Origin of the sequence: Sphingobacterium sp. G1-14 (genome assembly GCF_002196555.1) — a bacterium.
GTDB lineage: Bacteria > Bacteroidota > Bacteroidia > Sphingobacteriales > Sphingobacteriaceae > Sphingobacterium > Sphingobacterium siyangense.
Window position 1 is genome coordinate 1 of the sequence record NZ_CP021381.1, and the last position, 25,295, is coordinate 25,295.

Annotated in this window: 26 protein-coding genes; 16 read left to right on the forward strand and 10 right to left on the reverse strand. The window is 38.8% G+C overall.

Annotated features, from left to right (window positions below):
- Nucleotides 1-19 precede the first annotated feature (19 nt).
- Nucleotides 20-1,444: a chromosomal replication initiator protein DnaA gene (dnaA, locus tag CBM24_RS00005; RefSeq protein WP_046672557.1), complete on the forward strand. Its 1,425-nt coding sequence runs from the start codon at nt 20-22 to the stop codon at nt 1,442-1,444.
- Between the two features lie 146 nt (nt 1,445-1,590).
- On the opposite strand, the gene CBM24_RS00010 is transcribed toward dnaA, so the two are convergent.
- The 7 genes from CBM24_RS00010 to CBM24_RS00040 all read right to left on the reverse strand — a co-directional run bounded on the left by CBM24_RS00010 (nt 1,591) and on the right by CBM24_RS00040 (nt 7,376).
- Nucleotides 1,591-2,007: a hypothetical protein gene (locus CBM24_RS00010; RefSeq protein ID WP_088159743.1), complete on the reverse strand. Its 417-nt coding sequence runs from the start codon at nt 2,005-2,007 to the stop codon at nt 1,591-1,593.
- Nucleotides 2,008-2,071: 64 nt separating this feature from the next.
- Nucleotides 2,072-2,455 carry a hypothetical protein gene (locus tag CBM24_RS00015; RefSeq protein WP_088159744.1) on the reverse strand — a complete coding sequence of 128 codons (384 nt, stop codon included), beginning with the start codon at nt 2,453-2,455 and terminating at the stop codon, nt 2,072-2,074.
- 303 nt (nt 2,456-2,758) lie between these two features.
- Nucleotides 2,759-3,127 (reverse strand): hypothetical protein, encoded by a 369-nt coding sequence (locus CBM24_RS00020; RefSeq protein ID WP_145328250.1) that lies wholly within the window; start codon nt 3,125-3,127, stop codon nt 2,759-2,761.
- Nucleotides 3,128-3,278: 151 nt separating this feature from the next.
- A complete protein-coding gene (gene lpxK, locus CBM24_RS00025; RefSeq protein ID WP_088159745.1) occupies nt 3,279-4,328 on the reverse strand; it encodes a tetraacyldisaccharide 4'-kinase in 1,050 nt (349 codons plus the stop codon).
- Nucleotides 4,325-4,795, reverse strand: a complete 471-nt coding sequence (locus tag CBM24_RS00030) for a gliding motility lipoprotein GldH (protein WP_088159746.1) — start codon at nt 4,793-4,795, stop codon at nt 4,325-4,327. Before CBM24_RS00030 ends, lpxK begins: the two co-directional genes overlap by 4 nt.
- 52 nt (nt 4,796-4,847) lie before the next feature.
- The gene (locus tag CBM24_RS00035; protein ID WP_198386006.1) at nt 4,848-6,224 is read right to left on the reverse strand and encodes a stage 0 sporulation family protein; all 1,377 of its coding nucleotides are present in this window, start codon (nt 6,222-6,224) and stop codon (nt 4,848-4,850) included.
- Nucleotides 6,225-6,230: 6 nt separating this feature from the next.
- Nucleotides 6,231-7,376 carry an ATP-binding protein gene (locus CBM24_RS00040; RefSeq protein ID WP_088159748.1) on the reverse strand — a complete coding sequence of 382 codons (1,146 nt, stop codon included), beginning with the start codon at nt 7,374-7,376 and terminating at the stop codon, nt 6,231-6,233.
- A gap of 209 nt (nt 7,377-7,585) precedes the next feature.
- On the opposite strand from CBM24_RS00040, the gene dnaN reads away from it, so the two are divergent.
- From dnaN to CBM24_RS00085, 9 genes are all read left to right on the forward strand, one after another.
- The gene (gene dnaN / locus CBM24_RS00045; protein ID WP_088159749.1) at nt 7,586-8,707 is read left to right on the forward strand and encodes a DNA polymerase III subunit beta; all 1,122 of its coding nucleotides are present in this window, start codon (nt 7,586-7,588) and stop codon (nt 8,705-8,707) included.
- 13 nt (nt 8,708-8,720) lie between these two features.
- Nucleotides 8,721-9,383: a DedA family protein gene (locus tag CBM24_RS00050; RefSeq protein WP_075990435.1), complete on the forward strand. Its 663-nt coding sequence runs from the start codon at nt 8,721-8,723 to the stop codon at nt 9,381-9,383.
- A 27-nt stretch (nt 9,384-9,410) separates the two neighbouring features.
- A complete protein-coding gene (locus CBM24_RS00055; protein ID WP_088159750.1) occupies nt 9,411-10,058 on the forward strand; it encodes a DedA family protein in 648 nt (215 codons plus the stop codon).
- Between the two features lie 171 nt (nt 10,059-10,229).
- Nucleotides 10,230-10,802 (forward strand): CAP domain-containing protein, encoded by a 573-nt coding sequence (locus CBM24_RS00060; RefSeq protein WP_088159751.1) that lies wholly within the window; start codon nt 10,230-10,232, stop codon nt 10,800-10,802.
- 85 nt (nt 10,803-10,887) lie between these two features.
- Nucleotides 10,888-11,763, forward strand: a complete 876-nt coding sequence (locus CBM24_RS00065) for a YicC/YloC family endoribonuclease (RefSeq protein ID WP_083663423.1) — start codon at nt 10,888-10,890, stop codon at nt 11,761-11,763.
- A 2-nt stretch (nt 11,764-11,765) separates the two neighbouring features.
- The gene (gmk, locus tag CBM24_RS00070) at nt 11,766-12,335 is read left to right on the forward strand and encodes a guanylate kinase (RefSeq protein WP_075990439.1); all 570 of its coding nucleotides are present in this window, start codon (nt 11,766-11,768) and stop codon (nt 12,333-12,335) included.
- 4 nt (nt 12,336-12,339) lie between these two features.
- Nucleotides 12,340-12,915: a nicotinate (nicotinamide) nucleotide adenylyltransferase gene (nadD, locus tag CBM24_RS00075; protein WP_075990440.1), complete on the forward strand. Its 576-nt coding sequence runs from the start codon at nt 12,340-12,342 to the stop codon at nt 12,913-12,915.
- A 222-nt stretch (nt 12,916-13,137) separates the two neighbouring features.
- Nucleotides 13,138-13,956 carry a hypothetical protein gene (locus CBM24_RS00080; protein ID WP_088159752.1) on the forward strand — a complete coding sequence of 273 codons (819 nt, stop codon included), beginning with the start codon at nt 13,138-13,140 and terminating at the stop codon, nt 13,954-13,956.
- Nucleotides 13,953-14,792, forward strand: coding sequence for a formylglycine-generating enzyme family protein (locus CBM24_RS00085; RefSeq protein ID WP_088159753.1), 840 nt, complete (start codon nt 13,953-13,955; stop codon nt 14,790-14,792). The genes CBM24_RS00080 and CBM24_RS00085 overlap by 4 nt, the downstream gene beginning before the upstream one ends.
- Nucleotides 14,793-14,818: 26 nt before the next feature.
- Here CBM24_RS00085 and CBM24_RS00090 read toward each other — a convergent pair whose 3' ends face one another.
- From CBM24_RS00090 to kduI, 3 genes are read right to left on the reverse strand one after another with little or no spacing between them, the layout of a single operon-like run.
- On the reverse strand, nt 14,819-15,583 hold the full coding sequence (locus tag CBM24_RS00090; RefSeq protein WP_172840746.1) for an SDR family oxidoreductase: 765 nt from the start codon (nt 15,581-15,583) through the stop codon (nt 14,819-14,821).
- Between the two features lie 5 nt (nt 15,584-15,588).
- Nucleotides 15,589-16,710 (reverse strand): DUF4861 family protein, encoded by a 1,122-nt coding sequence (locus CBM24_RS00095; RefSeq protein ID WP_088159754.1) that lies wholly within the window; start codon nt 16,708-16,710, stop codon nt 15,589-15,591.
- A 1-nt stretch (nt 16,711) separates the two neighbouring features.
- Nucleotides 16,712-17,557 (reverse strand): 5-dehydro-4-deoxy-D-glucuronate isomerase, encoded by an 846-nt coding sequence (gene kduI / locus CBM24_RS00100; protein ID WP_088159755.1) that lies wholly within the window; start codon nt 17,555-17,557, stop codon nt 16,712-16,714.
- Nucleotides 17,558-18,097: 540 nt separating this feature from the next.
- Here kduI and surE point away from each other — a divergent pair.
- The 6 genes from surE (at nt 18,098) to CBM24_RS00130 (ending at nt 25,294) form a co-directional block, all read left to right on the forward strand.
- Complete coding sequence (gene surE / locus CBM24_RS00105) at nt 18,098-18,898, forward strand: 5'/3'-nucleotidase SurE (RefSeq protein ID WP_088159756.1); 801 nt, start codon at nt 18,098-18,100, stop codon at nt 18,896-18,898.
- Complete coding sequence (locus CBM24_RS00110; protein WP_075990446.1) at nt 18,888-19,148, forward strand: hypothetical protein; 261 nt, start codon at nt 18,888-18,890, stop codon at nt 19,146-19,148. The genes surE and CBM24_RS00110 overlap by 11 nt, the downstream gene beginning before the upstream one ends.
- A 48-nt stretch (nt 19,149-19,196) precedes the next feature.
- On the forward strand, nt 19,197-20,066 hold the full coding sequence (locus tag CBM24_RS00115; protein ID WP_088159757.1) for a menaquinone biosynthesis family protein: 870 nt from the start codon (nt 19,197-19,199) through the stop codon (nt 20,064-20,066).
- A gap of 257 nt (nt 20,067-20,323) precedes the next feature.
- Nucleotides 20,324-23,611: a preprotein translocase subunit SecA gene (gene secA, locus CBM24_RS00120; RefSeq protein WP_088159758.1), complete on the forward strand. Its 3,288-nt coding sequence runs from the start codon at nt 20,324-20,326 to the stop codon at nt 23,609-23,611.
- A 20-nt stretch (nt 23,612-23,631) separates the two neighbouring features.
- Nucleotides 23,632-24,090, forward strand: coding sequence for an SPOR domain-containing protein (locus tag CBM24_RS00125; RefSeq protein WP_088159759.1), 459 nt, complete (start codon nt 23,632-23,634; stop codon nt 24,088-24,090).
- 13 nt (nt 24,091-24,103) lie between these two features.
- On the forward strand, nt 24,104-25,294 hold the full coding sequence (locus CBM24_RS00130) for a M20 family metallopeptidase (RefSeq protein WP_088163405.1): 1,191 nt from the start codon (nt 24,104-24,106) through the stop codon (nt 25,292-25,294).
- Nucleotide 25,295: the final 1 nt, after the last annotated feature.

Here is a 25,295-nt window from a genome sequence, read left to right on the forward strand (position 1 = left end):
ACTTATTAACAATTTTAGAATGGAAAAAACGTATTCAAGTGTCTGGAATAATTGTCTTTCGATTATCAAAGATAATATACCAGCGCAAAGTTTCAAGACCTGGTTTGAACCTGTGAAAGCAGTCCGTTTGGAGGGTGACGTTTTGACTATTCAAGTGCCTAGCTTATTTTTTTATGAGTGGCTGGAAGAACACTATGTAGGAATTCTTCGTAAGACCGTAAAGAAATTTTTAGGAGAACAAGGTAGATTGGAATACAATATTGTAGTGGAGAAGTCTTCAGCTTCTCATCCCTATACGACTAATCTTCCATCGAACGGCAATGGAGCAGAAGGGAAAAGACAATCTATCCCTGTACCGGTATCTTTAAATAGAGATATCAAAAATCCATTTGTTATTCCTGGATTGAAAAAATTGCAGGTTGATCCGCAATTGAATCAAAACTACACATTCGAAAATTTTATCGAAGGTGAATGTAATCGTCTTGCTCGCTCTGCAGGTTACGCTGTAGCGAATAAGCCAGGTGGTACTTCATTCAACCCTTTGATGATTTATGGTGATGTTGGTTTGGGAAAGACACACCTTGCCCAAGCAATCGGAAATGAAATCAAGAGAAATCTTCCCGATAAACTGGTCATTTATGTGTCTTGTGAGAAATTCTGTCAGCAGTTTGTGGATTCATTGAAAAATAATACAATCAATGATTTCGTTAACTTTTATCAAGCAATGGATGTCATCATTATGGATGATGTACATAACTTTGCCGGTAAAGAAAAAACACAGGATATTTTCTTCCATATTTTTAATCATTTGCATCAATCTGGAAAGCAAATTATTTTGACTTCAGACAAAGCACCTAAGGATTTAGCTGGTTTGGAGGAACGTTTGCTTAGTCGTTTTAAATGGGGATTATCTGCAGATATTCAGATTCCTGATCTTGAGACGAGAATGGCAATTTTGAAGAAGAAGATGTATTCCGATGGTATTGACTTACCTGAAAATGTAGTGGAGTACGTCGCAACACAGATCGATAACAGCGTTCGTGAATTGGAAGGAGCCATGGTTTCATTATTGGCTCAGTCTACTTTGAACAAAAAAGAGATCGATTTGGGCTTAGCAAAATCCATGTTGAAGAATTTTGTGAAGAATACCCATAAGGAAATTTCAATGGACTTTATTCAAAAATTAGTCTGTGAATATTTTGAAGTTCCTGTGGATATGGTAAAGTCGAAAGTTAGAAAGCGTGAAATCGTGCAGGCCAGGCAAATTTCGATGTACTTAGCAAAAGCACATACCAAATCTTCACTAAAATCGATTGGAGCATTCTTCGGAGGAAGAGACCACTCGACAGTCATTTATGCCTGTCAAACCGTAGAGGATTTAATTGAAACTGACAAGAAATTTAAAACTTATGTAAGTGACATTATGAAAAAATTAAAATCTTAATGTCAATTATCGTAAGCAAAACACTAGAAGGGCTGTCCATATTACTTGGACAGCCCTTTTTTAATGTATTTAAGGCCTTGTAAGGCATAAAAAATCCTCTGGATATGCATTACATACCCAGAGGATTTTCATTCGTTCTCGAATGGTTATTGTTGTTGTTGATTGCTCTGTCCGTTACCGGATTCTTTTTGTTCTGTTGTTTCTTGCGTTGCGGGAATGTTTACCGGAGGTCGCTCAGTTACATATTTCTGATAAGCAACTTTTTGTTCATCTGTTAGCAACTGTGCTATTTTAGTATCTGATTCACCCTGTATTTTGGCAATATTCTCCTTTTTGACGTCAACCTTAGTCGTGGAGTCCTGAATGACAGCCGCTATAGCTTTTTCTTGATCCAATACGATTGTTGATACCGCAGTTTTCTGCTCGTCATTTAATGTCAGCTTTGTGACTAATTCAGTCACTACCTTTGTTGCATTTTCTTCCGGTGTTGTTTGTGCTTGTTGTGCAAATGTTAGGCCCATCGCTAGGAAGAAACCTATGCCTGCTAAAAATAACTTTTTCATGATGTTCAATTTTAGATGAAATTATTCAATGTTTTTCTGCTACCTAATTTTACTTTGTTTTCGATTATTGACCAGATTCAGTTTTCGTAGGCTCAGCTGCGGTCGGCACAGCTTTAGCTGGTCTTTCAGTTATGACTTTTTGATAAAGCGATTTCTGATCTTCGGTAAGTAATTGACTGACTTTGGTATCTACTTCAGTCTGTAGCTTATTAAGCGCTTCGCTTTTCGCTTGAGCAGAAGACCCAGTATCTTTTACTATTGTCTGTTCTGCTTTTACCTGATCCAATAGAATAGTTGATACTGCAGTTTTTTGCTCATCATTCAGATGCAGTTTCTGTACAAGTTCAGTCGTTGCTTTAGCAGCTGCATCTTCGGGACTACCCTGTTGTGCAAACGTTAGGCCCATCGCTAGAATGAATCCTATTCCTGTTAAAATTAGCTTTTTCATATCTATTGTATTTAAAAAGTTACAATTAAACGATCTTGCTATAAAAACTCGGAAAGGGGTATTTATATTGTATCAACTATGTTACTTTAACAAAGTTTTAACATTAACTAATTGTAATTCATTGTAATATGGATTTTTATATATGGTGTGAAATGCAAAAATTGATGATATCGCTGTTATTGCACAGTTAACAGGATCGATAAAGTTAGACGAACTTAATTGTGATGATAACGTCAGAATAAAACTGAACGTGAAATAAAAAAGGCCTTGTCAAAAAACAAGGCCTTTTCTAAGATAGCTTTATTAATTGTCGGAACGTTTAGACATTCTTTCTTTCATTTTTTCTTGTTGTTCGTCAAATAGCTTAGCTTGGTCTGGAGTAAGCCATGATTTGATTTTGGTTGTTTGTATTTCCTGAAGCTGCTTAAATTTTTCCATACTCGCTTTTCGATCTCCACCATCATTTCGAAGAGCAGCCCGTTGTTGAGCCTGACTTAATGTAAGGTTATAGATCGAATCTTTTTGCGTTTGATTTAGGCTTAATAATTTGTCTAAATGCTCTACGCGCATTTTAGCTTGTTCTTCAGGACTACGTTGCTGACGTTGTTGGGCAAAAACTCCTGTAGCACTTAAAAATAGACAAGCTACTGCCATTAAAATTTTCTTTTTCATCTTTGTATAGTTTATATCATGAGTGCCGAATATCGGGTATACACTCAATTTGTTCATTATAGACAGAGCGAAAACTTTTGAGATTCTCTGTTTACATATAGAATATAAATTTGATGAAAAAGTTTAGTATAGCATCTGATCTTAACAAAATTTAAGGTTGATTAACACTTTGAGCCACTGCATTATATAGCCTTTCATGGAATATTTCCTGTTGGATAGGGTCGTGAAATTGAAGACCGATCGGCAGATAAGCCAAATCAATTGCAGTAAATTGCTGTTTAAAAGGTTTTAGTCGCTGAAAGTCCTTTTCAGTTGTCAATACGATCTTGTTGCTGCTCGCCAGATCGTGGTAAGATTTTGCAATTTGATTGATATCCGATTCAGTAAAAGAATGATGATCTTTAAAGGAAATGTGTTGGATTGAATTGGTTTTGTTTTGGAGATAATCTACTAAGGGTTGAGGTTTAGCAATACCCGTAACCAAAATAATATCTTTGCCTTTGACATCGATTAGATTTCCTTTACTATTGATGGGTTCAAGATAGTCGATATAGCTAAATACTATTAAAGCTTCTTTGTTATAATACCTGATTTTGTTTTCTATCCGTTTTTTTTGCTCATTAGAAAGATCAATAGGACATTTCGTAATCGTTATGATCTGTGCGCGTTTAGCCTCCATAAGGAGATCCCTAAAGTTTCCTGTGGGAAATACGAGCATAGGGTGAGAAAATGATAAAAAATCAAATAATAATATATTGAAAAGAGGCGATAATTTTCGGTGTTGATAAGCGTCGTCCAGAATAATAAGTTGATGGGTTGACTGAAGTTTTTCAACTCCAGTACAACGATCCTCACAAACTGCAACAGTGACAGCCGGAAATTTATTTTTGAACTGTAAGGGCTCATCACCGACATCCATAGCCGATGAATCCGTCTGTACCAATAAGAAACCTTTGGTGCTGCGTCCATACCCCCGACTGAGTATTGCTGTTTTAAAGTGACCTTTAAGGCTGGATACCACAAATTCAGTCATTGGGCTTTTTCCTGTCCCACCAACGGCAAGATTTCCTATAACTACGGTTGGAATGTCAAAAGACCGCGATGGAAGCAGCTTAAGATCATATAATCGATTTCTTATCCACACCACAAGGGCATAGATGATGGTAAAAGGAAATAATAGATATCGTAATAAGCGTATCATTTTGGAACAATGGTTAACCCTACGTCTGTGATTTCTTTCAACGGATTTTCTTTCATGTTCTGTTCGATGGAAATCGTATAAATTCCTGTATCCGGAAATAGGTAATCTTTATGGATGATGGATTGATTGTTATACAAGCTGCCAGAGGATTTTCCAAGCCATTTTCCATCCGGTCTGGCCATTTTTATTTCTTTACGATAAGTATATTGTTTTTTATCTGGGCCTCGTTGGTAAATAAGTACAAAAAGATTGGAAAAAGCATATTCCCGTGTATGACGGACATCCATCAATACGTCGTATCGTTTGGTCTTGTCGCCGATATGAAATTGAAAACTAGGCGGTGATGTATTCAGCCAAGCTTTATTATCAATGGGTTTATTTTCATTTATGACAAAAGTTTGGTCACAAGAACACCCTATGCCAATACATAACAAACCAATAAGGAAGGGAGAGCTTTTGAGTTTCATGTTTATTTATAAAAAGAATATGCCTAATGGGTTAAAATTAGGCATATTTTTTTTATTCTGCTTTCGGTGCAGCATTGTTGTTATTACCTTTGTTTTTATTCCGATGGCGATTGAAGCGCTTTTTGGGTCTGTTGTTAGATCCTTCTTTATTCTCTTTATTCGCGCTTGGAGCTCCAGCATCGGTCGAAATCTGAGGTTTAGCACTTTGTCTAGGTGTACTTTGTTCGGACTTCTCAGTTTTTTGTCCAACCTTACTTTCAGGTTTGACAGTATTGCTTTTGGATTTTCTTTTTTTCTTTCTTTTATTCCGGTCATCAAGTCGAGTTAAGCTATCTTGTCCGACTACATTTTCGTAATCGTAATTGATATTTTTCTCTTCTCTGACTTCATCGTTATCTACTGCACTCGAAATTGCTTCCGGTTTGATCCCCTGCTTATTCATTTCGACAAACTCTTTGACTTGTTGAACGGGAATGGCGATCCAATTTTCAGCTCCAGGAAAAGAGAACCACATCATTTTCTTGAAAATATCGGTCTTTTGAAGATAAGCAACTCCTTTTAGCGTTTCGATGCGGTCGATATTATTAGGGATGTCTTTTAAAGCATCCATGTAACTATCTAATTCATAATTGAGACAGCATTTTAATTTTCCGCATTGTCCCGCTAGCTTTAACGTATTCAAAGAAAGATTTTGATAACGTGCTGCCGACGTGGATACTGTTTTGAAATCCGTTAGCCAGGTTGAACAGCAGAGTTCGCGACCACAGGAGCCGATTCCACCGAGACGGCTAGCTTCTTGTCGCATACCTATCTGGCGCATTTCAATGCGTATTCTGAAAGCTTCAGCCATTTTTTTGATAAGCTCACGGAAATCCACGCGGCCCTCAGCAGTGTAGTAGAAGGTAGCTTTGGTTTTATCGCCCTGGTAGTCAACATCAGAAATCTTCATGGACAAACCCAGGTCCAAAGCCAGTTTACGTGCTTTGTGCATAGTTTCCCATTCGAGATCTTTTGCTGCATTATACTTCTCTACATCCATTTCATTGGGCTTCCGATAGATTTTTTTAGTTACCGTTTCTGGGGTAACATTGTTCTTTTTTAATTGTAGTCTGACCAATTCACCCGTTAAGGAGACATGTCCGACATCATAGCCACCAGTAGAAGGTTCTACAACGACCATTTCCCCCATTTCAAGGTAGGTATTGTCTACATTAATAAAGAAATCTTTTCGTGATCCCTTGAATCGTACTTCGACGATATTAAATGGTTTATAGTTTGAAGGCATATCCATATCGGAAAGCCAGTCATATACATCTAATTTATTACATCCGCTAGTCATGCAAGAGCCATTGTTCTGACATCCTGCTGGTGTACCATTTGTCGTGGTAGTACCGCAACCTCCGCCGGATGAGCAACTGCCACATCCCATAGTTTTCTATATTATATATTGAGTTCCTTTCGGAAACGTTTTGTACTTGTATATTAATGTTAACTGCAAAGATAAATCTAAAAATAATATTTTGGGATTTGCATTTCTTTCTACAAAATAATGTGTTTCCTCAAATAGATTTATTGTTGCTTCAATTTGTTCAACGGTATAGTGTACGGCAAATTTTTGGACAAAATCCAATTCTTTGGCCGGTAAGAACACTAAGCTGGAAAGCCCTTCTTTGATTAATATAATTTGACGCATCATATTAATTGCATAAAAAAGAAAGCTTTTTTGGTTTTCTCGCCCCATTTTTGAGAGCTCTTCTTCCACTAAAGAGATCATATTGGTTCCCGCATCTGAAACAATGAAACGTAACCAATTGACTAAAATGCCAAAATGATTATTTGTCTGCGCGTGCAATAGATTGGTTGCTTCCTGGAGATTTCCATCTGCAATAAAAGCAATCTCTGACGCCTCTTGATCCGAAAGTTGATGTACCGTTTTTAAGTATTGTGTTACCTCACTATGATCCAGTTTCTTTATTTTGACCAATTGCGTACGCGATATGATCGTATTTAATATTTTGTCCTGATTTTCTGCAACCAGAATAAAGAGCGTTTTTTCGGGTGGTTCTTCGATTAACTTTAACAGCGCATTGCCTTGTGTGTCCAGGTATTCGGGCAGCCACATAATTAAAACCTTATATTCAGCTTCGAAGGATTTGAGGCTTAGTTTTTTGATGATCCCATGCGCCTCGGCAATATTGATATTGACCTGTTTGTTGTCCGCATCCAATTGATTGCGCCAATACTCCAATCCCATGTACGGATTGGATAAAAAAGATTTTCGCCAGCTGTCCGCATAATCGGATGCCGTATCTTCCTTATGTTTGGCTATGAAAGGATAGGACATGTGGAGATCGGGATGGATCAGCTTATTATATTTTCGACAAGAGGGGCATTCGCCACAACTGTCGGTTGACTGTCGGTTTTCACAATTCAAAAACTGTGCATAAGCATAGGCTAATGCAAGGCTACCAGAGCCCTCTGGACCAAGAAATAATTGCGCATGACTCACACGATTTTCATGAACCGTGCGAACTAAATGTTCTTTGATGTCTTTGTGCCCAATGATCTCTTTAAACTGCATACACTACTGCTATTATACAAATGTAATAAATATTGTGATTTATCGGGCCGAATTTGCTTTCTATACTTTTGGCGCTGTGCTTATTAATTGAAATACAATTGCTTATTTGAACGATCGAAATCTCTTTATGTGGAAAGAAAGCAGCCTATAAAACTGAAAAATATTGATTAATTTGTGTATTATTGCACATAATAATTAGTATTCAGGAAATGAGATTCATTGTATCAACATCAATTTTATTAAAGCAGTTACAAGCTATCAATGGCGCATCCAGTACAAGTACTGTTTTGCCTATCTTGGAAAACTTTCTTTTTGAAATAAAAGACAATAACTTGACTATTTCTGCTACGGATCTGCAAACTAGTATGGTTACTTCCTTACAGATCGAAGCAAAAGAAGAGGGAAGAGTAGCCATGCCTTCGAAGATTTTGATCGAGACATTAAAAACCTTACCAGATCAACCAGTAGCATTTTCAGTAGATATGAATACCTTGGCTATTGAGATCAGTGCAGGTGATGGAAAATATAAATTGAGTGGAGAGAATGCCGACGATTTCCCTAAAATTCCTTCAATCGATAACGGGTCCGTTATTCAGATGCCAGCTCCTATTTTGTCAGAAGCGATCAGTAAAACAATCTTTGCTGTCAGTAACGACGAATTGAGACCTGCGATGTCCGGTGTTTTGGTGCAATTAGCTGAAAAGAATGTGACTTTTGTCTCTACTGATGCGCACAAGTTGGTGCGTTATTCGAGAACTGATATTGGTGCTGAAAAACCAGCATCACTTATTTTGCCGAAAAAGGCACTTTCATTGCTCAAATCGTCGCTACCATCCGATGATGTTACAGTATCGATAGAATATAATCAAACCAATGCGTTCTTTAGCTTTGGCAATATTAATTTGATCTGTCGTTTGATTGATGAACGTTACCCAGATTATGCTGCTGTAATCCCTCAAGTCAACCCTAACAAGTTAACTGTAGATCGATTATTGTTTTTAAATACCTTGAGACGTGTGGTGATTTTTGCTAATAAAACAACCCATCAGGTTCGTCTGAAGATCTCAGGAAGTGAATTGCATATCTCTGCAGAAGATTTAGATTTCTCTAATGAAGCGCATGAACGCTTGTCCTGTCAATTTGAAGGGGATGATATGGAAATCGGTTTTAACGCCAAATTCCTCGTGGAGATGTTAAATAACTTAGAGAGTGAAGAAGTTGTTTTGGAGATGAGTACGCCAAATCGTGCCGGTTTATTGATTCCGGCCGTATCTGAAGATCATGAAGATATTTTGATGTTGGTGATGCCTGTTATGTTAAACAACGCTTAATCTTCGTCAGGGTTTGGAACTAATTACGCATCTTATAGACTTTATTCTCCATATTGATAAACATTTGGTTGAAATAGTCAATGATTATCAGACTTGGACATACCTTATTCTGTTTCTTATTATTTTTGTAGAAACCGGAGTGGTTGTGATGCCTTTTTTACCAGGAGATTCTTTATTGTTCGCAGCGGGCATGCTAGCCGCACAACCAAATGATCTTAACGTATGGTTGATGATTCTCATTTTATTGGTAGCCGCGGTTTCTGGGGATTCCTTAAACTATGCTATTGGTAAGAATTTTGGTATGCGCCTAACGAAATTTAAGCTCTTTGGTAAGCAGGTAGTCAAAGATGAGCAAATTGCCAAGACTCATTCTTTTTATGAGAAATATGGCAGTAAAACAATCGTTATCGCTCGATTTGTACCTATCGTACGTACCTTGGCGCCTTTCGTTGGGGGGATTGGAAAGATGAATTATGGCACCTTCATTACGTATAATGTCGTAGGGGCTGTCTTGTGGGTGGGTGGTATAACCCTCGCAGGATACTTTTTAGGAAATATTCCGATTATCAGAGATAATTTCTCGAAGGTCGTATTGATCATTATTTTTATATCGATATTGCCAATAATCTTCGAGCTTATTAAAGAAAAGATAAAAACTAAAAAGGGAATCCAATAAGATTCCCTTTTTTTATAGATCAAAAAAATGGAAATCATTTCACAGTTTATTGATTTTATAGTGCATATCGACCAGCATCTTTTGCAACTGATCAATAGTTATGAAAACTGGACTTATCTGATTTTGTTTTTAATCATCTTTGCGGAGACAGGACTTGTTTTTACCCCATTTCTTCCTGGTGATTCAGTTTTATTTGCCCTGGGTGCGATAATTGCCCGCCCCGATTGTCCGCTTTCTTTACCACTATTTATGGTCATCTTAGTTTTCGCCGCTATTTCTGGGGATTTCGTGAATTATGAAATTGGTAAATATGTTGGAATACGTGTTTTTAAGCCAGGATCAAGGATATTTAAGCCGACTTACCTGCAAAAAACACAGGATTTTTATGCGAAACATGGAACGAGGACCATTATTTACGCGCGATTTGTGCCCATTGTTAGGACTTTTGCGCCATTTGTAGCCGGTATTGGTAAAATGCCGTACAGGATCTTTGGAACATATAATTTAGTTGGCGGTATATTATGGGTTTCATTGTTTATGCTTGCAGGTTATTTTTTTGGACAGCTGCCATTCTTTAAGCATAATTTCTCCCTTGTTATTTTGGTCGTTATCTTTATTAGCCTAATACCCATGCTTATACAATTTCTGACTACAAATAAATCAAAAAAAGATTAAACGTTGCATACTAAATATGGTCTTTTAGGGTTAAAGGATTGATACGAAATATTCCTATTGAAAAAGTACAGGTACTGTGCCCAAATGTATTTTGGACGCGATAAAATTAAGTTAAGCTGGCAATATCATCTGGATATTTCGTAAGGTCATTGAAGAAGAGATTATTTACGTATGAACTATTTGGTTTTAGCATTTACCCTGCTTTTTACACAGTCTATTTTTGCCCAACGTGTGGTTGTCGATCATGGTCAAGCCATCGAGGCCTATGAGCTTTTGAACAAAATTCGTACAAATCCCGAAAAGTATAAGAAGGAACTTAAGCTTTTTAATCTGCAGAAGATTAAACGAACCAAACTCAATTGGAATAAACAATTGGCCGAGGTTGCGGTTTATCGTGCAAAAGATATGGCTAAACGTTCTTATTTTGACCATGTCTCACCTGAGGGCTATGGACCTAATTATTTCATTGACGAGGCAGGATATCAGCTTAATCCGGCATGGCTGTCAAAACGAAATGCAAACAATTTTGAGTCCATTGCGGCCAACCGATCCGGTGCTACCGCTGGCATTAAGGCCTTAATTATTGGAAAGGAAGCTCCGGGTTATCATCATCGTACCCATTTATTGGGCATGGATCAGTGGAACGCTTCGCTATATGATATTGGGATTGGTTATGTTGAATGCAAAGGTGCCAAACCTTATGAAAGTTACTTAGTAGTTATCATCGCTAAACACGATTGGTAAAATAAAAAGAAAGGTAATTTGGCGAGTATCAGCAATTAATCGATACAGTGTATTTAATTTTTACTGAAAAGTCATACCTTTGCATATGATAAAATCCATGACAGGATATGGCACAGCTTCCGCTGATAACGGTAAAGTTAAATATAGTGTCGAAATAAAGTCCTTAAATTCAAAATTCCTTGAATTAAATCTTCGTTTGCCCAAAGTTGTTTCGGACAAAGAATTAACCCTGCGTACTGAAAGTAGCAAACTTATTGAACGTGGTAAAGTTAACATGAATGTAACGGTTGAATACACGGATCAAACTGCGAAGGCGTCTTCCATTAATGCTGATTTACTCAAAAAATATTATAGTCAATTGCAGCAGATTGCTGTAGAGCTCAACGATACGAATGTCAACCTGTTTGAACTCGCATTAAATATGCCTGAGGTAATCACGAACAATGATGATTCGGTTGATGACGAGGAGTCTAAGGTATTGATGGATGCTTTTTATGATGCCGTCAAACGTTTTAATACATTTCGTGAAGATGAGGGAAATGTACTTGCTGGAGACTTAAAAAAGCGGGCTGAGCTTATTTTAGTTTACCTTGCTGAGGTAGAGGCTTTGGAAGTAGAACGTATACCTTTGATCAGACAGCGTATCGAGCAATTTTTGAATGATACGGTAGGTAAAGAAAATGTCGATCAAAATCGATTTGAGCAGGAACTTGTTTACTACATCGACAAATTGGATGTGACTGAGGAGAAAGTGAGATTGCGCGCCCATTGCAACTACTTTTTAAAAGCGTTTGATTCAGCCGATTCAAATGGTAAAAAATTAGGTTTTATTTCACAAGAAATGGGTAGAGAAATCAATACCCTTGGTTCTAAAGCCAATCATGCCGGAATCCAACAGATTGTGGTTAGAATGAAAGAAGAATTAGAAAAAATAAAAGAGCAATTGCTCAACGTATTATAAGGATGAGCGGTAAATTAATTATATTCTCGGCCCCGTCAGGAGCGGGTAAAACAACAATAGTAAGAGATCTTTTAAGTAAACATGGCGATAAAATCGAGTTTTCCATTTCGGCGAGTACCCGTGACCCCAGAGGACAGGAAGTAGACGGAAAAGATTATTATTTTATGTCAAAGGAGGAGTTTCTACATAAGGTCGCTAAACAGGAGTTCATCGAGTTTGAAGAAGTATATTCAGGAACATTTTACGGTACTTTGCGTTCAGAAATTGAACGTATTTGGAAAGAAGGTAAACATGTTATTTTTGATATCGATGTGGTTGGTGGACTACGTTTGAAATCAAAATTTCCAGAACAGGCAATTTCTATTTTCGTACAGCCACCTTCATTGGAAGTGCTTAAGGAGCGTTTGACAGGACGTGGAACGGATTCAGAAGAAAAATTGAAGGAACGTTTTGCCAAAGCTGAACTGGAACTTACCTATGCTAATAAATTTGATGTCATATTGAATAACTTTGATTTAGCTACCGCATGTGCCGAAGCTGAAGAAATTGTTATGGGATTTATCAATAAATAAGTCCATGCGAAAAATTGGTCTGTATTTTGGTTCTTTTAATCCGGTGCACATAGGGCACCTGATCATCGCCAATTATATGGCCAGTTTCACTGAATTGGATGAAGTTTGGTTTGTGGTCTCTCCTCAAAATCCATTTAAGAAGAAATCTACATTGGCAGATCCCTATGATCGTCTGGAGATGTTAAATCTGGCTTTGGAGGGTGCTGAACACCTGCGGGTAACAGATATTGAATTCCATTTACCAATACCGTCATATACGATAGATACACTCACCCATTTAAAAGCAAAATATCCCAATCGTGAATTTGTGCTCCTTATGGGAGAAGATAGTTTGGAATCTTTGGAAAAATGGAAAAATGCGGATATTATCTTACGCGACTACCAGATTTATGTCTATCCACGTCCTGGATATGATGGTGGAAAGCTTAAGGATCATCCTTCAATCACCATCACAGCTACACCATTGATGGAATTGTCTTCTACCTTTTTGCGAAAGGCAATCAAGGAAAATAAAAATATTCAATTTTTTGTACCGCAAAAGGTGATAGAGTTTATCGATAAGAAAGGTTTATATTCTTGATATAGACAAAAGTAAAAGAAATATAGTATCCCTGGGTTTTATTAAATCCGGGGATTTTTGTTAGGAGCAGAGGGTATTCATTACAAAAAGGAATTATTGTATTTAGAAATCATTGCAATTAGGAAAAGGCAGATCGTGGCGAAAGGAAGTTCTATATAATAAAGAGGAATAATTTTTGTAGCAGTAATTTCTTTATTTTTAAAAGATATTAAATCATACGATATGAAAAGGGGACTTTTATTTTTTATTTCTTTCCTGTGTTGGGCAGGTGTTTTTGCACAAACAAATCCGGAGGATGACGAGAGTCTTTTTATGGATACTGCCGCTATCGAAGTGCGGAACAAAATGACCATCCCGCCCTATGGTTTGGACAAAGTAAAGGCGTTAATCGCAAAAATAATCCCCGAAGAAGATAAAGAAACGACCGATGCTGGAACAAATGCAATTTCGGCTACTGATTTTAAAAAGCTATCCCTGCGCGAAAAGTTTACCTATACCATGATTCACGCAGAACTATATGCACAGAATTGCGCTATACCTGAATACCAAACGCAGATCGACAAAAAAATCTTCGGTACCTTATTGGACGGTTTTAATGAGTCGTCCTGGTCGCAAAGACAGACCGATTTTTTGCAGGAGAATAGGGATTCAGTAATCAAACTTATCCAGGAATCTGTTATCCGAAGCAAACGGATGGGGGTAAATTATAAGCATGCCCTAGTGGAACTAAACGGTTGGCAAATGATTCCTTTTATTATTGATTATGCCAAGAAAACACCGAAAGACAAAGATGCCCTGACCTTATTGATGTTGCTGATGAAACGAGGTGAATATAGTGAATTTATAAAGTCTACGTCTTTTAAAAAGTTATATGGAGAAAATAGCAATTATTACTCCTATCTAAATTACAATAAAGAAAATGAGGCGCTGATCTTTAGTCGGGCACTTAAATATTACGATGAGAAAAAAGCAAGTAGTGCAGTTGGATTTTTAGTATTCGAAACTTCAAATTTGTATTATAACAAACGGCAAGGAGAATGAGGAAATTACTCTATTTGATGGGATTGATTGTTTTACATCTCCAATGTGAAGCCCAAGCTGGAAACTATATCCAAATTCCGGCCGGAGACTATCATTTGGGTGATACAGGTAGCCTAGACAATCCCAAAAGAGTTGTAAAAGTTGAATCGTTTTGGATCGCTAAGTTTGAGCTGACAAATGCTGAATTTGAGAAATTTGTTCAAGCAACAGGCTATAAAACATTAGCAGAACGCTATCACAACGCCATGGTCTTTGAGCCTGGCTTGGCGGAGTTTCGTTGGCTACAGGATAGTACAGCCTATTGGCGCTTTCCGAATGGCGTAAGTCGTGGCGGCATTGAGGCTAAGATGGATCATCCTGTTACCTGCATTTCCTATAAGGATGTGCTAGCATATTGTACATGGGCAAACTGTAGATTGCCCTCTTTTGACGAATGGGAGGTGGCGGCAAGAGCGGGTAGCGAAGGTTATTATTTTGAAGGTTTCAGTAAGGAGAATATGGGTGAATATGCAAATGTATGGCATGGAAGAGATCATTTGAAAGCGGATTATTCCGATGGCTATCTGTATACTTCTCCTGTCGGAAAATTCAAACCCAATCCATGGGGGCTTTATGACATCTTTGGAAATGTCTTTGAATTTTGTACCGGAAAGCTTGAAAGAGATGGTGATCGCTCTATTGCCCATGCCCGAGGAGGCTCCTGGTGGTGTAGTAAAAATAGCTGTGCTGCTTTTAATACAGTCTATATAGGTTCAGTTAGTCCCAATGCATCTTTTAGTAATCTGGGATTTAGAATTGTAAAAAAAGTCTTTACCCCTTCGGATAAAGACTCTTAAAACAAATTCATCGTAAAGGTTGATTGTTATCTTCCCATCCAGCCACCATCCACTGTAAGGATGGTTCCATGTACATAGTCAGACGCTTTTGAAGCGAGGAATACAGCTGGCCCCTTAAAATCTTCTGGGGTTCCCCAGCGACCTGCAGGTATACGGTCCAAAATGGACTTAGAGCGTTCAGGGTCGTCTCTAAGGGCCTCGGTATTATCCGTTGCAATATATCCTGGAGCAAATCCGTTTACGTTGACACCTTTGGAAGCCCACTCATTCGCAAAAGCCTTTACTAAAGATCCTACAGCACCTTTTGAAGCGGCATATCCCGGAACATTGATGCCACCTTGGAAAGTTAACAAGGATGCTGTAAATACGATCTTTCCAGTTCCACGTGAAATCATGTCCTTTCCAATTTCACGTGTTAATATAAATTGCGCATTTTGATTGATCTCGATAATTTCATCCCAATATTCATCTGGATGCTCGGCAGCAGGTTTACGAAGGATATTTCCAGCATTGTTAAACAGGATGTCAATCGTCGGATGCGCTGATTTTACTTTTTCGATAAATTTGTAAAGTTCTGTACGTTTAGAGAAATCACACTGATAGGCATAGAAATTTTTGCCTAATGCTTTTACGGATTTTTCTACTGCAGAGCCTTCAGTTTCCAATGACGCTGAAACGCCGATAATATCTGCTCCGGCTTCAGCCAATGCTTCGGCAATTGCCTTGCCAATTCCTCTTTTGCAGCCTGTTACCAAGGCTACTTTCCCACTTAAGTCAAAAGATTGCAGTATGGACATTATTTTGAATATTTTATTGTTAACGGTTGATCTAAATTATTTTTAAATGTTTTTAAATAAGACTGCCATTGCTCAAAACTACCTATTTTACCCGCTTTATTGAATGCAGCCCCCGCAAAATAAACCAGTGGTTTATCATTTTTGACGGTGGTTGCCAGTAAAAATTGTTTTGGACTATCTTTGAATACATATTTTACTTTTGGTAGGATAACCGCAGTTCCAGTAATTTTATCTCCTTCTGCAGGTTCCCAATACGCTAAAATGCCATTCTCTACATCATTTAGAATCTGAGGTTTTTCCTCTTTTCTTTTAGCGATCCCCACAACAATTGGTGTAGCGGCAGAGGTTGCGTTTTTGATGGAATAGCTTATTTTGTTCAATTGACTCCCAGCATCTAAGGAAATGGTCTTTTCAACCTGTAGCTGCTGACCTTTTACATTCTCCGGTTCATAGATAAGTTTGAATGTGGAGCGCAGCGGACCGTTGTCCAATACCTCGTATTGGCGATAATGCTTATGGTAAACAACCTGTTCGTCAATAAAGGGGGTTGCATCACCAACACCTAAGGTTTGTCCGACGGAATAATAATCTAATCCTTTGCCATGATCGGCATGATAATCCCCGGTTTTATACCATTCGTCAACAACAAGGTCATTGCTACGTTTTGCCCAGAAGTCAAAACCCTGTGCGTCCTCAGAGCTACCTTCTAAAGCCTTTCCATAGGCTCTAAACGCTGCAATATCGTTTTCCCATGCAAAGTCATCTTTGCGTTCAGGGACGTATCTTGCATAGGTCTTGGAAGCAATAGTTGTGGGTTTATTCCCATTTACCCCGAAGGTTGTTGAACTTTTAGGAGCAACGGTTATTTGGATTAAAATATTTTGTGCCGTCGGTTTTCCTAGTTTTTCAAGTTGATAGGCGAGTTCCTTTTTGTCCTTATCCACAATCGTAAATACACTGTTTTTCAGGTCGAAGTGTTTCTCGAATGTTGTATAAGGGATGCTGATCAACTCTGTTCTTGCGCTAGCGGAAGAGTTGTTTACAGTAATGGTTTTGTTGTTCTGCGCAAAAGCAAGTGTTGAAAGTCCTAGCGCTAAACTCAATACGAGTGTTTTTTTCATATTACTTCAATTCTGTGATGGCACATTTGTCCATATCGTCATAATCTAAATTTTCACCCGCCATTCCCCATATAAAGGTATAATTGGAAGTTCCAGCTCCGGAGTGAATTGACCATGGTGGAGAAATTACAGCCTGATCGTTGTGCATCCAAATATGGCGGGTCTCATCGATGGGTCCCATAAAATGTGATACCGCCTGTCCCTCTGGTAATTCAAAATAGAAATAGACTTCCATACGACGATCGTGGGTATGGGATGGCATTGTATTCCATACTGAGCCCGGTTTTAACTCGGTCATTCCCATCTGTAATTGGCAGGTTTGTACCACTTTGTTCAATAACATCTGGTTTATCGTACGGTGGTTAGCTGTTTCCAATGAACCCAATTCTATTTTATTTGCATCTTCTTTCGTTACCTTTTTAGTTGGGTAGCTGCAATGTGCAGGTGTAGAGTTTAAATAGAATTTTGCGGGCTGTGCGGCGTCCTTGCTTGAAAAATAAACCTCTTGAGCACCCTGGCCGATATAAAGGGCTTCTTTGGTATTGAGATCATAGGTAATGCCGTCAACTTCAACTTGACCGTTCCCACCGACATTGATAATACCCAACTCTCTTCTAGAAAGGAAGTAAGGTTCTTTTAATAATGCGGGAATGGTATCTAATTTGATTTTTGAGCTTACAGGCATTGCTCCACCAGCCATATAGCGATCATAGTGGGTATAGACAAAATTAATTCTGTCTGCTTCAAAAACTGTTTCAATTAGAAAATTTTCCCTTAACCCTTGTGTATCTAAAGTTTTGTATTCCTTTGGCCCTATTGCGTAACGGGATTCAAAATTAATGCTCATAACTGAATTATTATCTTTGTTTGTCTGTTTGAATGCTAAATTTAGGGCTAATATTTGTCAATAACGACACAATCTTACGCAAACGATGTCGTAGTAATCGGTGGTAAATCACACCCCTACCAAATTGTACCGAATAACAATATTTAACCAATGTTTAGACAGTGATTAATCAGTATTTAGTCAGTCGTTACTGAGCAAGCACTGAACAAGCACTGAACGAGCACTGAATAAGCACTGTTAAAACATATAACTTGGTTACCATCTCATCTTCGTTTGCTGCACCTAAACTCATCGCTCTCTTGCAGCTTCCCTGTGTTCGTTTGCCCCCTGTTTCGACAGTCGCTTATGCTGTTTGCCATGTCCTAATGAGCGACCTTTACAGATAATAATTGCCTGTTGTGTCAATATTATTTACATCTCGGTTTCAGATTTACTAACTTCGTATATGGTAAAGAGGAAATCCTCATATTCTAAAAGCATAAACACAGATGGATTGAACTGGGGATTCCTGATGACCTTTAAAAAAGAAATTATTTACATATGAAACCCAATATTTTAGTTGTTAATGACGACGGTATCACAGCGCCGGGGATTAAGGTGCTATTGGAGGAGATGCAGAAAATCGGAAATGTAGTTGTCGTTGCTCCTGATTCGGCGCAATCTGGAATGGGGCACGCCATTACACTTGGTAGACCGCTACGTTTGGATAAAATCAATTTATATGAAGGGGTTGAAATGTATCAGTGTTCAGGAACACCGGTAGATTGTGTGAAACTTGCGGTGAATAAAGTTTTTAAAGGACAAAAACCAGATATATGCGTCTCGGGAATCAATCATGGGCTCAACAATTCAATCAATGTTTTGTATTCCGGTACGATGTCTGCTGCGGTAGAAGGGGCTATTGAAGGGATTCCTTCTGTTGGTTTTTCGCTCGATAACTTTTCCCATGATGCGGATTTTAGCTATTGCAGACCTTACGTGATTTCTATTGCCGAGCAGGTGCTGGCGAATGGTCTTCCTAAAAATACATTGCTGAATGTTAATTTTCCGCAAACAGCAGGTTTTAAAGGTATTAAAATTTGTAGACAGGCAGGCGGACATTGGGTAGAAGAATTTGATGAACGCATTGATCCGCACAATCGCGATTATTATTGGACAACGGGTAAATTTGTCTTGCAGGACAGGGGGGAAGATACCGATAGTTTTGCATTGGCCAATGGTTATGTATCTGTCGTTCCGACACAGTTCGATATGACGGCACATCACGCTATCCCAGAATTGAACTCATGGAGCTTTGATCATCTGGGAAATACAAAGGGAGACGATAAACGTGAAAAATAATCTCTGGATAGGATTGGGTATCGGTACTGTATCTCCAGTATTGGCTCATATTTTAGTACGTTTTACGGATCTTGAACTTCATTTTTTACCCGAGAAACCCATGGCTATCTATACCATAGCCGTATTGGTTAATTTAGTGCTTTTACGTTTTGCGTATCGATCGGGGAACGATCATCTCGGAAAAGGAATTATTGCCAGTACTTTCTTGGCAATGATACTTTACCTGATAACGCATAGAATTACGGTTTGATTAAAATTCATAAATCCCATCTGACGGATGGGAAAAATTTTGTACAACATGAAATTAACATTAGGATTTTCTCCATGTCCAAACGATACATTTATTTTTGATGCATTGATTCATCATAAGATAGATACCAAAGGACTGGATTTTGAGGTGGAATATCAAGATGTGGAGACCTTGAACTTGAAAGCTTTTCAAGGCGATCTTGACATCACCAAGCTGAGCTATCATGCCTTTGCCTACGCGGTTGAAGATTATGAACTGCTCGATGCAGGTAGTGCTTTAGGATTTGGTGTAGGGCCTATGCTGATTACGAAGGATCCGAAATTAGCGAAATTACTTCAGCAAAAATTAGAAAGAGCTGAGAGCCTGGAGGGATTCGATCAATTGAAAGTGGGGTATCCAGGAAAGTATACAACCGCTAACTTTTTATTAAGCTTGGCATTCCCCGAATTAAAAAATAAAGTGGAACTTGTTTTTTCGGATATTGAGGGAGCCTTACTTGATGGATCCATTGATTTGGGATTGATTATTCATGAAAATAGGTTCACTTATGCTGAAAAAGGACTGCATAAAGTCGTGGATCTGGGCGAGTACTGGGAGAAGACGACAAAATTTCCGATTCCTCTTGGAGGAATTGTCGTAAAACGTAGTTTGCCACAAGAGGTGAAGGATACGTTGAATACAATTTTAAAGGAAAGTGTAGAATTCGCATTTGCCAATCCGAAATCTGGACTTGAATTTATTCGTGCGCATGCACAGGAAATGAGTGAAGAGGTGATGTACAAGCATATTGAACTTTATGTCAATAAATATTCAGTAGAGCTGGGGCTTGAAGGACGTGATGCGATTACGAAGATGTTTGAAAAGGCTCAGGAACTGGGATTCATTCCGCAATCAGACCAAAAGTTGTTTTTATCATAATCAGCTGACGGTTTAGAAGCATATATTAAACAGAAAAACTTCACGTAAAGATAGCGTAATAGGGGATAAATATATATAGGATTCTTGCTGGCTGAGAGGAACTGACATTTTCAATAAAAATAACGTAAAAAAAATGGATGTAAGCTGTTAGATATCATATCTAATAACTAAATTTGCCCGATTAGTGTCAAATTGTCTGCAATTTTACTTTGGAGTCATTATTGTACAAAATCTTAAGTTGAGATAGAAAAAAAATTATGTTAAAGTTTTTAAGTAAATTATTTGGAAGTAAATCCGAGAGAGATATCAAGGGAATTCAGCCTGTGGTAGACCAAATCAAAGCTGAATATGAGAAGCTTTCAAATCTAACCAATGACGAGTTACGTGCCAAGACCGTTGATTTCAAAGAAAGAATTAAAAATTACCTAGCAGATATTGACCAAGAAATTGATACGCTTAAAAAAGAAGCGGATCAAGACGAGGACGATATGGCAAAGAAAACTTCTATTTACGAGCAAGTGGACAAATTGTCCAAAGACCGTGACAAGAAGTTGGAAGAGGTATTGAAGGATATTTTACCGGAGGCATTTGCCGTGGTAAAAGAGACTTCAAGACGTTTGACAGAAAACGAAGAATTAGAAGTTACTGCCAACGATTTTGACAGAGAATTGGCTGTTTACAAATCAAACGTTATCATCAATGGTGATAAGGCGATTTGGAAAAACAAATGGATGGCTGCAGGTACTGAGGTCACTTGGAACATGGTACACTATGATGTCCAGTTAATCGGTGGTATTGTATTGCACAGCGGTAAAATTGCCGAGATGGCAACAGGTGAGGGTAAAACGTTGGTAGGAACATTACCGACCTATCTAAATGCTCTTTCTGGTCAAGGAGTACACATCGTAACGGTGAATGATTACCTTGCTCGTCGTGACTCGGAGTGGAATGCACCGTTATTTGAGTTCCACGGACTATCTGTTGACTGTATCGATAAACATCAACCAAATTCCCCGCAACGTCGTAAAGCTTATCAATCGGATATCGTATATGGTACGAATAATGAGTTTGGCTTCGATTATCTACGTGATAATATGGTTCAGACTCCAGACGCATTGGTGCAAGGAAAATTACACTTTGCCATGGTCGATGAGGTTGACTCTGTATTGATTGATGATGCGCGTACACCATTAATTATCTCAGGTCCGATTCCTCGTGGCGATCAACACGAATTCTACCAATTAAAACCGCGTATCGAACGTTTGGTACATGTACAGAAAGCTTACATCAATACAGTCTTGAATGATGCTAAAAAAGCGTTGGCGGCAGGAGATTCTGATGTTGAAGGCGGAGGTTTAGCATTGTTAAGAGCTTATAGAGGTTTACCTAAAAATAAAGCATTAATCAAGTTCTTAAGTGAAGGTGCTAATCGTTCTATCTTACAAAAAGTAGAAAACTACTATATGCAAGAGCAAAATAAAAATATGCCTAAAGTAGATGCAGAACTTTATTTTGTGATTGATGAAAAGAATAATCAAGTAGAATTGACAGAAAAAGGTATCGAGTTGATTACAGCAACAGGTGAAGATCCTTCATTCTTTATTTTACCGGATGTTGGTACTGAGATTGCCGAAATTGAAAAGTCTTCTTTGACTTTGGAAGAAAAGGCAGCTCAGAAAGAAGACATGCTGCGCGACTATTCAATTAAAGCAGAGCGTATTCACTCGATTAACCAGCTGTTAAAAGCATATACCTTGTTTGAAAATGATGTTGAATATATCGTTGATGAAGGTAAAGTGAAAATTGTTGATGAGCAAACAGGTCGTATCATGGACGGCCGCCGTTACTCCGATGGTTTACACCAGGCGATCGAAGCAAAGGAGAATGTGAAAGTAGAAGATGCAACACAAACTTACGCAACGATTACACTGCAAAATTACTTCCGTATGTACCATAAGCTTTCGGGTATGACAGGTACAGCGTCGACGGAGGCCGGTGAGCTTTGGGAAATTTACAAACTTGATGTGGTCGAAATTCCGACGAATCGTGTTGCACAACGCGATGACCGTCAAGATCTGATTTATCGTACGGCACGTGAAAAATACAATGCAGTAGCTGAAGAAATTCAACGATTGACAGATGCGGGACGTCCAGTATTGGTTGGTACGACATCGGTTGAAATTTCGGAGTTATTGAGCCGTATGCTTCAATTGCGTAAGATCAAACATAATGTATTAAATGCGAAGTTACACCAAAAAGAAGCTGATATCGTAGCTGAAGCTGGACGCCCAGGACAAGTAACCATCGCGACCAACATGGCTGGTCGTGGTACGGATATTAAATTGACCGAAGAAGTTAAAAATGCTGGCGGTCTTGCAATTATCGGTACCGAAAGACACGAATCTCGTCGTGTTGACCGTCAGTTACGTGGTCGTGCAGGTCGTCAGGGAGACCCGGGTTCTTCGCAATTCTTCGTTTCTTTGGAAGATAACTTGATGCGTTTATTTGCCTCAGAGCGAATCTCTAACATCATGGTGAAAATGGGTGTTGAAGAAGGTGAAGTGATGCAACATAGTATGTTGACTAAATCCATCGAACGTGCACAACGTAAAGTGGAGGAGAATAACTTTGGTATTCGTAAACGTCTATTGGAATACGATGATGTCATGAATTCACAACGTACTGTAATCTATTCGAAGCGTAAAAACGCTTTGTTTGGAGAACGTTTGGATGTGGATTTGAACAACATGATTTTTGATGTAGCCGAAGAAATTGTCGTTGAAGCAAAAGAGCAAGGTAACTATGAAGATTTCCAAATCGAAGTAATCCGTATTTTTGCGATTACACCAGAAATTACTGCGGAAGAATTTGCGCAAGGCAAAATTGAAGGCTTGACCGATCGTCTATTTGAGCATGCAATTAATGCTTACCACCATAAAATTGAAGCCGTTGGCGCTTTGACAGTTCCTGTATTGAATAATGTGTATGCGGAAAGAGGTCAAATCGTCGAAAATGTCGTTATTCCATTTACGGATGGTATCCGTGGCATTCAAGTTTCTGCGAATTTGAAAAAAGCGATCGAAAGCAACGGTAAAGAAGTTTTCAAATCTTTTGAAAAAGGAATCGTATTAGCATTAATCGACGAGGCTTGGAAAGAGCACTTGCGTGAAATGGATGATTTGAAACAATCCGTTCAAAATGCTGTTTATGAACAAAAGGATCCGATTATCATTTATAAAATGGAGGCATTTGATTTGTTTAAATCGATGTTGGCTTCAATGAATAAGGATGTCGTTAGCTTTATTTTCAAAGGAGAGATCCCTGGTCAAGAACCGACTTCTATGCAAGCGAGACAAGTACAGCAGGCTCCAGTAAAAACGATTGAAACGAAAGCTGAATTGGCTTCGCCTACAGGTGTGAGTGAGGAGGATGTGAATGAAGGTCCAAAAGAACCTGTTCGTAACGAGAATACTGTTGGACGCAATGACGAATGTCCTTGTGGTTCAGGAAAAAAATATAAAAATTGCCACGGCGCAAATAACTAATCGATAAGAAAGGTTAAACTATGCTGAAGAGAGGATTGATTTTCATACATGCACTTGTGTTGTTTGCGCTAGTTCAGGTAAACGCACAAGAAAAAGGTGGAGTAATTGTAACCAAAGATTCATTGATTACACAGCTTCAAAATTTCAGGGCAGCTATGGGGATCAATCCTGTCGAAAGCAAAGCGACAGTAGTTCCTGCTAAACCCGTTGTCCGCTCAGCGGCGACGCGGGTCAAAGTAAGGGGATTCCGTGTACAGATCTTTGCTGGATCGAATCGGAATCAGGCCTTTTCGGAGCAGACACGTTTCCGAAGTATGTATAAAGATATTGATACTTATATCACCTATGATGAACCCAATTATCGCGTCAAGGTAGGTGATTTTAGAAGTCGCTCTGAAGCAAATGCCTTCATGCGCGAGTTACGTCAATATTTTAGCAACGTCTTTGTTTTTTCAGAGAACGTTTTTGTATATCAATAAATCAATCAACCTTATGGCAAGTACGAAAGAAAAAGTCCTGGCCTTAGCTCATCAATATTTTGAAGATACGGTTTCCAACCGTAGACATCTTCATCAGAATCCTGAACTTTCCTTCGAAGAATACAATACCTCGGCATTTGTAAAAAAGCAATTGGATGAATTGGGAATTCCTTATGAGGCTAAAGCTGATACGGGGATTGTCGCTTTAATCAAAGGTGACCTACCCTCAGATGAAGTTATCGCGTTGCGCGCAGATATGGATGCTTTACCAATTCAAGAAGTGGAGGGGCGTTCATATGGTTCCAACACCCCAGGAGTGATGCATGCCTGTGGCCATGATGTACATACCTCCTCACTTTTGGGGACAGCTAAAATATTGAATAGCCTAAAAGCCGAATTTGGAGGAACGATCAAATTGATCTTCCAGCCTGGCGAAGAGCGCTTGCCAGGAGGAGCTTCCTTAATGATCAAAGAGGGCGCTTTGCAGAATCCTGCCCCCTCAGCCATAATAGGTCAGCATGTGATGCCCTTTATTGAGGTAGGCAAGGTTGGTTTCCGTGAGGGAAAATATATGGCTTCCTGCGATGAACTGTTTATGACAGTCAAAGGCAGGGGCGGGCATGGTGCACATCCGCACCAAAATATTGATCCAATTGTTATTACAGCACAGATCATTACCGCTTTGCAACAGATCGCTAGTCGATTTGCAGACCCACGTACCCCAACGGTTTTATCTTTTGGAAAGATTATTGCCAATGGAGCGACAAATATTATTCCTGATCAGGTATATCTGGAAGGTACATTTCGCACATTTGACGAGGAGTGGCGTGCTGAGGCGCATGAAAGAATGGTGAAAATTGCTGTCGGCATTGCTGAAAGTATGGGTGCAATTTGTGAATTTGAGGTCCGTAAGGGATATCCTTTTTTAATAAACGAACCTCAATTGACTAAAAATGCACGCACTTTTGCAGAAGAATATCTTGGTAAGGAAAATGTTGTAGACTTAGATCTATGGCCTGCCGCGGAGGATTTTTCCTATTATTCGCAAGAAATTAATGCTTGTTTCTATCGTTTGGGTACAGGCAATGCGGCGCGAGGGATCTCTTCAGCTGTTCATACGCCTACCTTTGATGTGGACGAAAGCTCGTTGGAGATCAGTACGGGATTGATGGCTTATATCACGTTACGTAGGCTCGGATATTAAA

Bases quoted from the DNA above. Each gene is read 5' to 3' on its own strand.
- surE (WP_088159756.1), top strand. From the start codon at position 18,098: ATGAAACCCAATATTTTAGTTGTTAATGACGACGGTATCACAGCGCCG.
- CBM24_RS00115 (WP_088159757.1), top strand. From the start codon at position 19,197: ATGAAATTAACATTAGGATTTTCTCCATGTCCAAACGATACATTTATT.
- nadD (WP_075990440.1), top strand. From the start codon at position 12,340: ATGCGAAAAATTGGTCTGTATTTTGGTTCTTTTAATCCGGTGCACATA.
- CBM24_RS00080 (WP_088159752.1), top strand. From the start codon at position 13,138: ATGAAAAGGGGACTTTTATTTTTTATTTCTTTCCTGTGTTGGGCAGGT.
- CBM24_RS00040 (WP_088159748.1), bottom strand. From the start codon at position 7,376: ATGCAGTTTAAAGAGATCATTGGGCACAAAGACATCAAAGAACATTTA.
- CBM24_RS00130 (WP_088163405.1), top strand. From the start codon at position 24,104: ATGGCAAGTACGAAAGAAAAAGTCCTGGCCTTAGCTCATCAATATTTT.
- lpxK (WP_088159745.1), bottom strand. From the start codon at position 4,328: ATGATACGCTTATTACGATATCTATTATTTCCTTTTACCATCATCTAT.
- CBM24_RS00030 (WP_088159746.1), bottom strand. From the start codon at position 4,795: ATGAAACTCAAAAGCTCTCCCTTCCTTATTGGTTTGTTATGTATTGGC.
- CBM24_RS00035 (WP_198386006.1), bottom strand. From the start codon at position 6,224: ATGGGATGTGGCAGTTGCTCATCCGGCGGAGGTTGCGGTACTACCACG.
- CBM24_RS00055 (WP_088159750.1), top strand. From the start codon at position 9,411: ATGGAAATCATTTCACAGTTTATTGATTTTATAGTGCATATCGACCAG.
- CBM24_RS00065 (WP_083663423.1), top strand. From the start codon at position 10,888: ATGATAAAATCCATGACAGGATATGGCACAGCTTCCGCTGATAACGGT.
- CBM24_RS00125 (WP_088159759.1), top strand. From the start codon at position 23,632: ATGCTGAAGAGAGGATTGATTTTCATACATGCACTTGTGTTGTTTGCG.
- secA (WP_088159758.1), top strand. From the start codon at position 20,324: ATGTTAAAGTTTTTAAGTAAATTATTTGGAAGTAAATCCGAGAGAGAT.
- CBM24_RS00010 (WP_088159743.1), bottom strand. From the start codon at position 2,007: ATGAAAAAGTTATTTTTAGCAGGCATAGGTTTCTTCCTAGCGATGGGC.
- gmk (WP_075990439.1), top strand. From the start codon at position 11,766: ATGAGCGGTAAATTAATTATATTCTCGGCCCCGTCAGGAGCGGGTAAA.
- dnaN (WP_088159749.1), top strand. From the start codon at position 7,586: ATGAGATTCATTGTATCAACATCAATTTTATTAAAGCAGTTACAAGCT.
- kduI (WP_088159755.1), bottom strand. From the start codon at position 17,557: ATGAGCATTAATTTTGAATCCCGTTACGCAATAGGGCCAAAGGAATAC.
- CBM24_RS00095 (WP_088159754.1), bottom strand. From the start codon at position 16,710: ATGAAAAAAACACTCGTATTGAGTTTAGCGCTAGGACTTTCAACACTT.
- CBM24_RS00060 (WP_088159751.1), top strand. From the start codon at position 10,230: ATGAACTATTTGGTTTTAGCATTTACCCTGCTTTTTACACAGTCTATT.
- CBM24_RS00015 (WP_088159744.1), bottom strand. From the start codon at position 2,455: ATGAAAAAGCTAATTTTAACAGGAATAGGATTCATTCTAGCGATGGGC.
- dnaA (WP_046672557.1), top strand. From the start codon at position 20: ATGGAAAAAACGTATTCAAGTGTCTGGAATAATTGTCTTTCGATTATC.
- CBM24_RS00020 (WP_145328250.1), bottom strand. From the start codon at position 3,127: ATGAAAAAGAAAATTTTAATGGCAGTAGCTTGTCTATTTTTAAGTGCT.
- CBM24_RS00085 (WP_088159753.1), top strand. From the start codon at position 13,953: ATGAGGAAATTACTCTATTTGATGGGATTGATTGTTTTACATCTCCAA.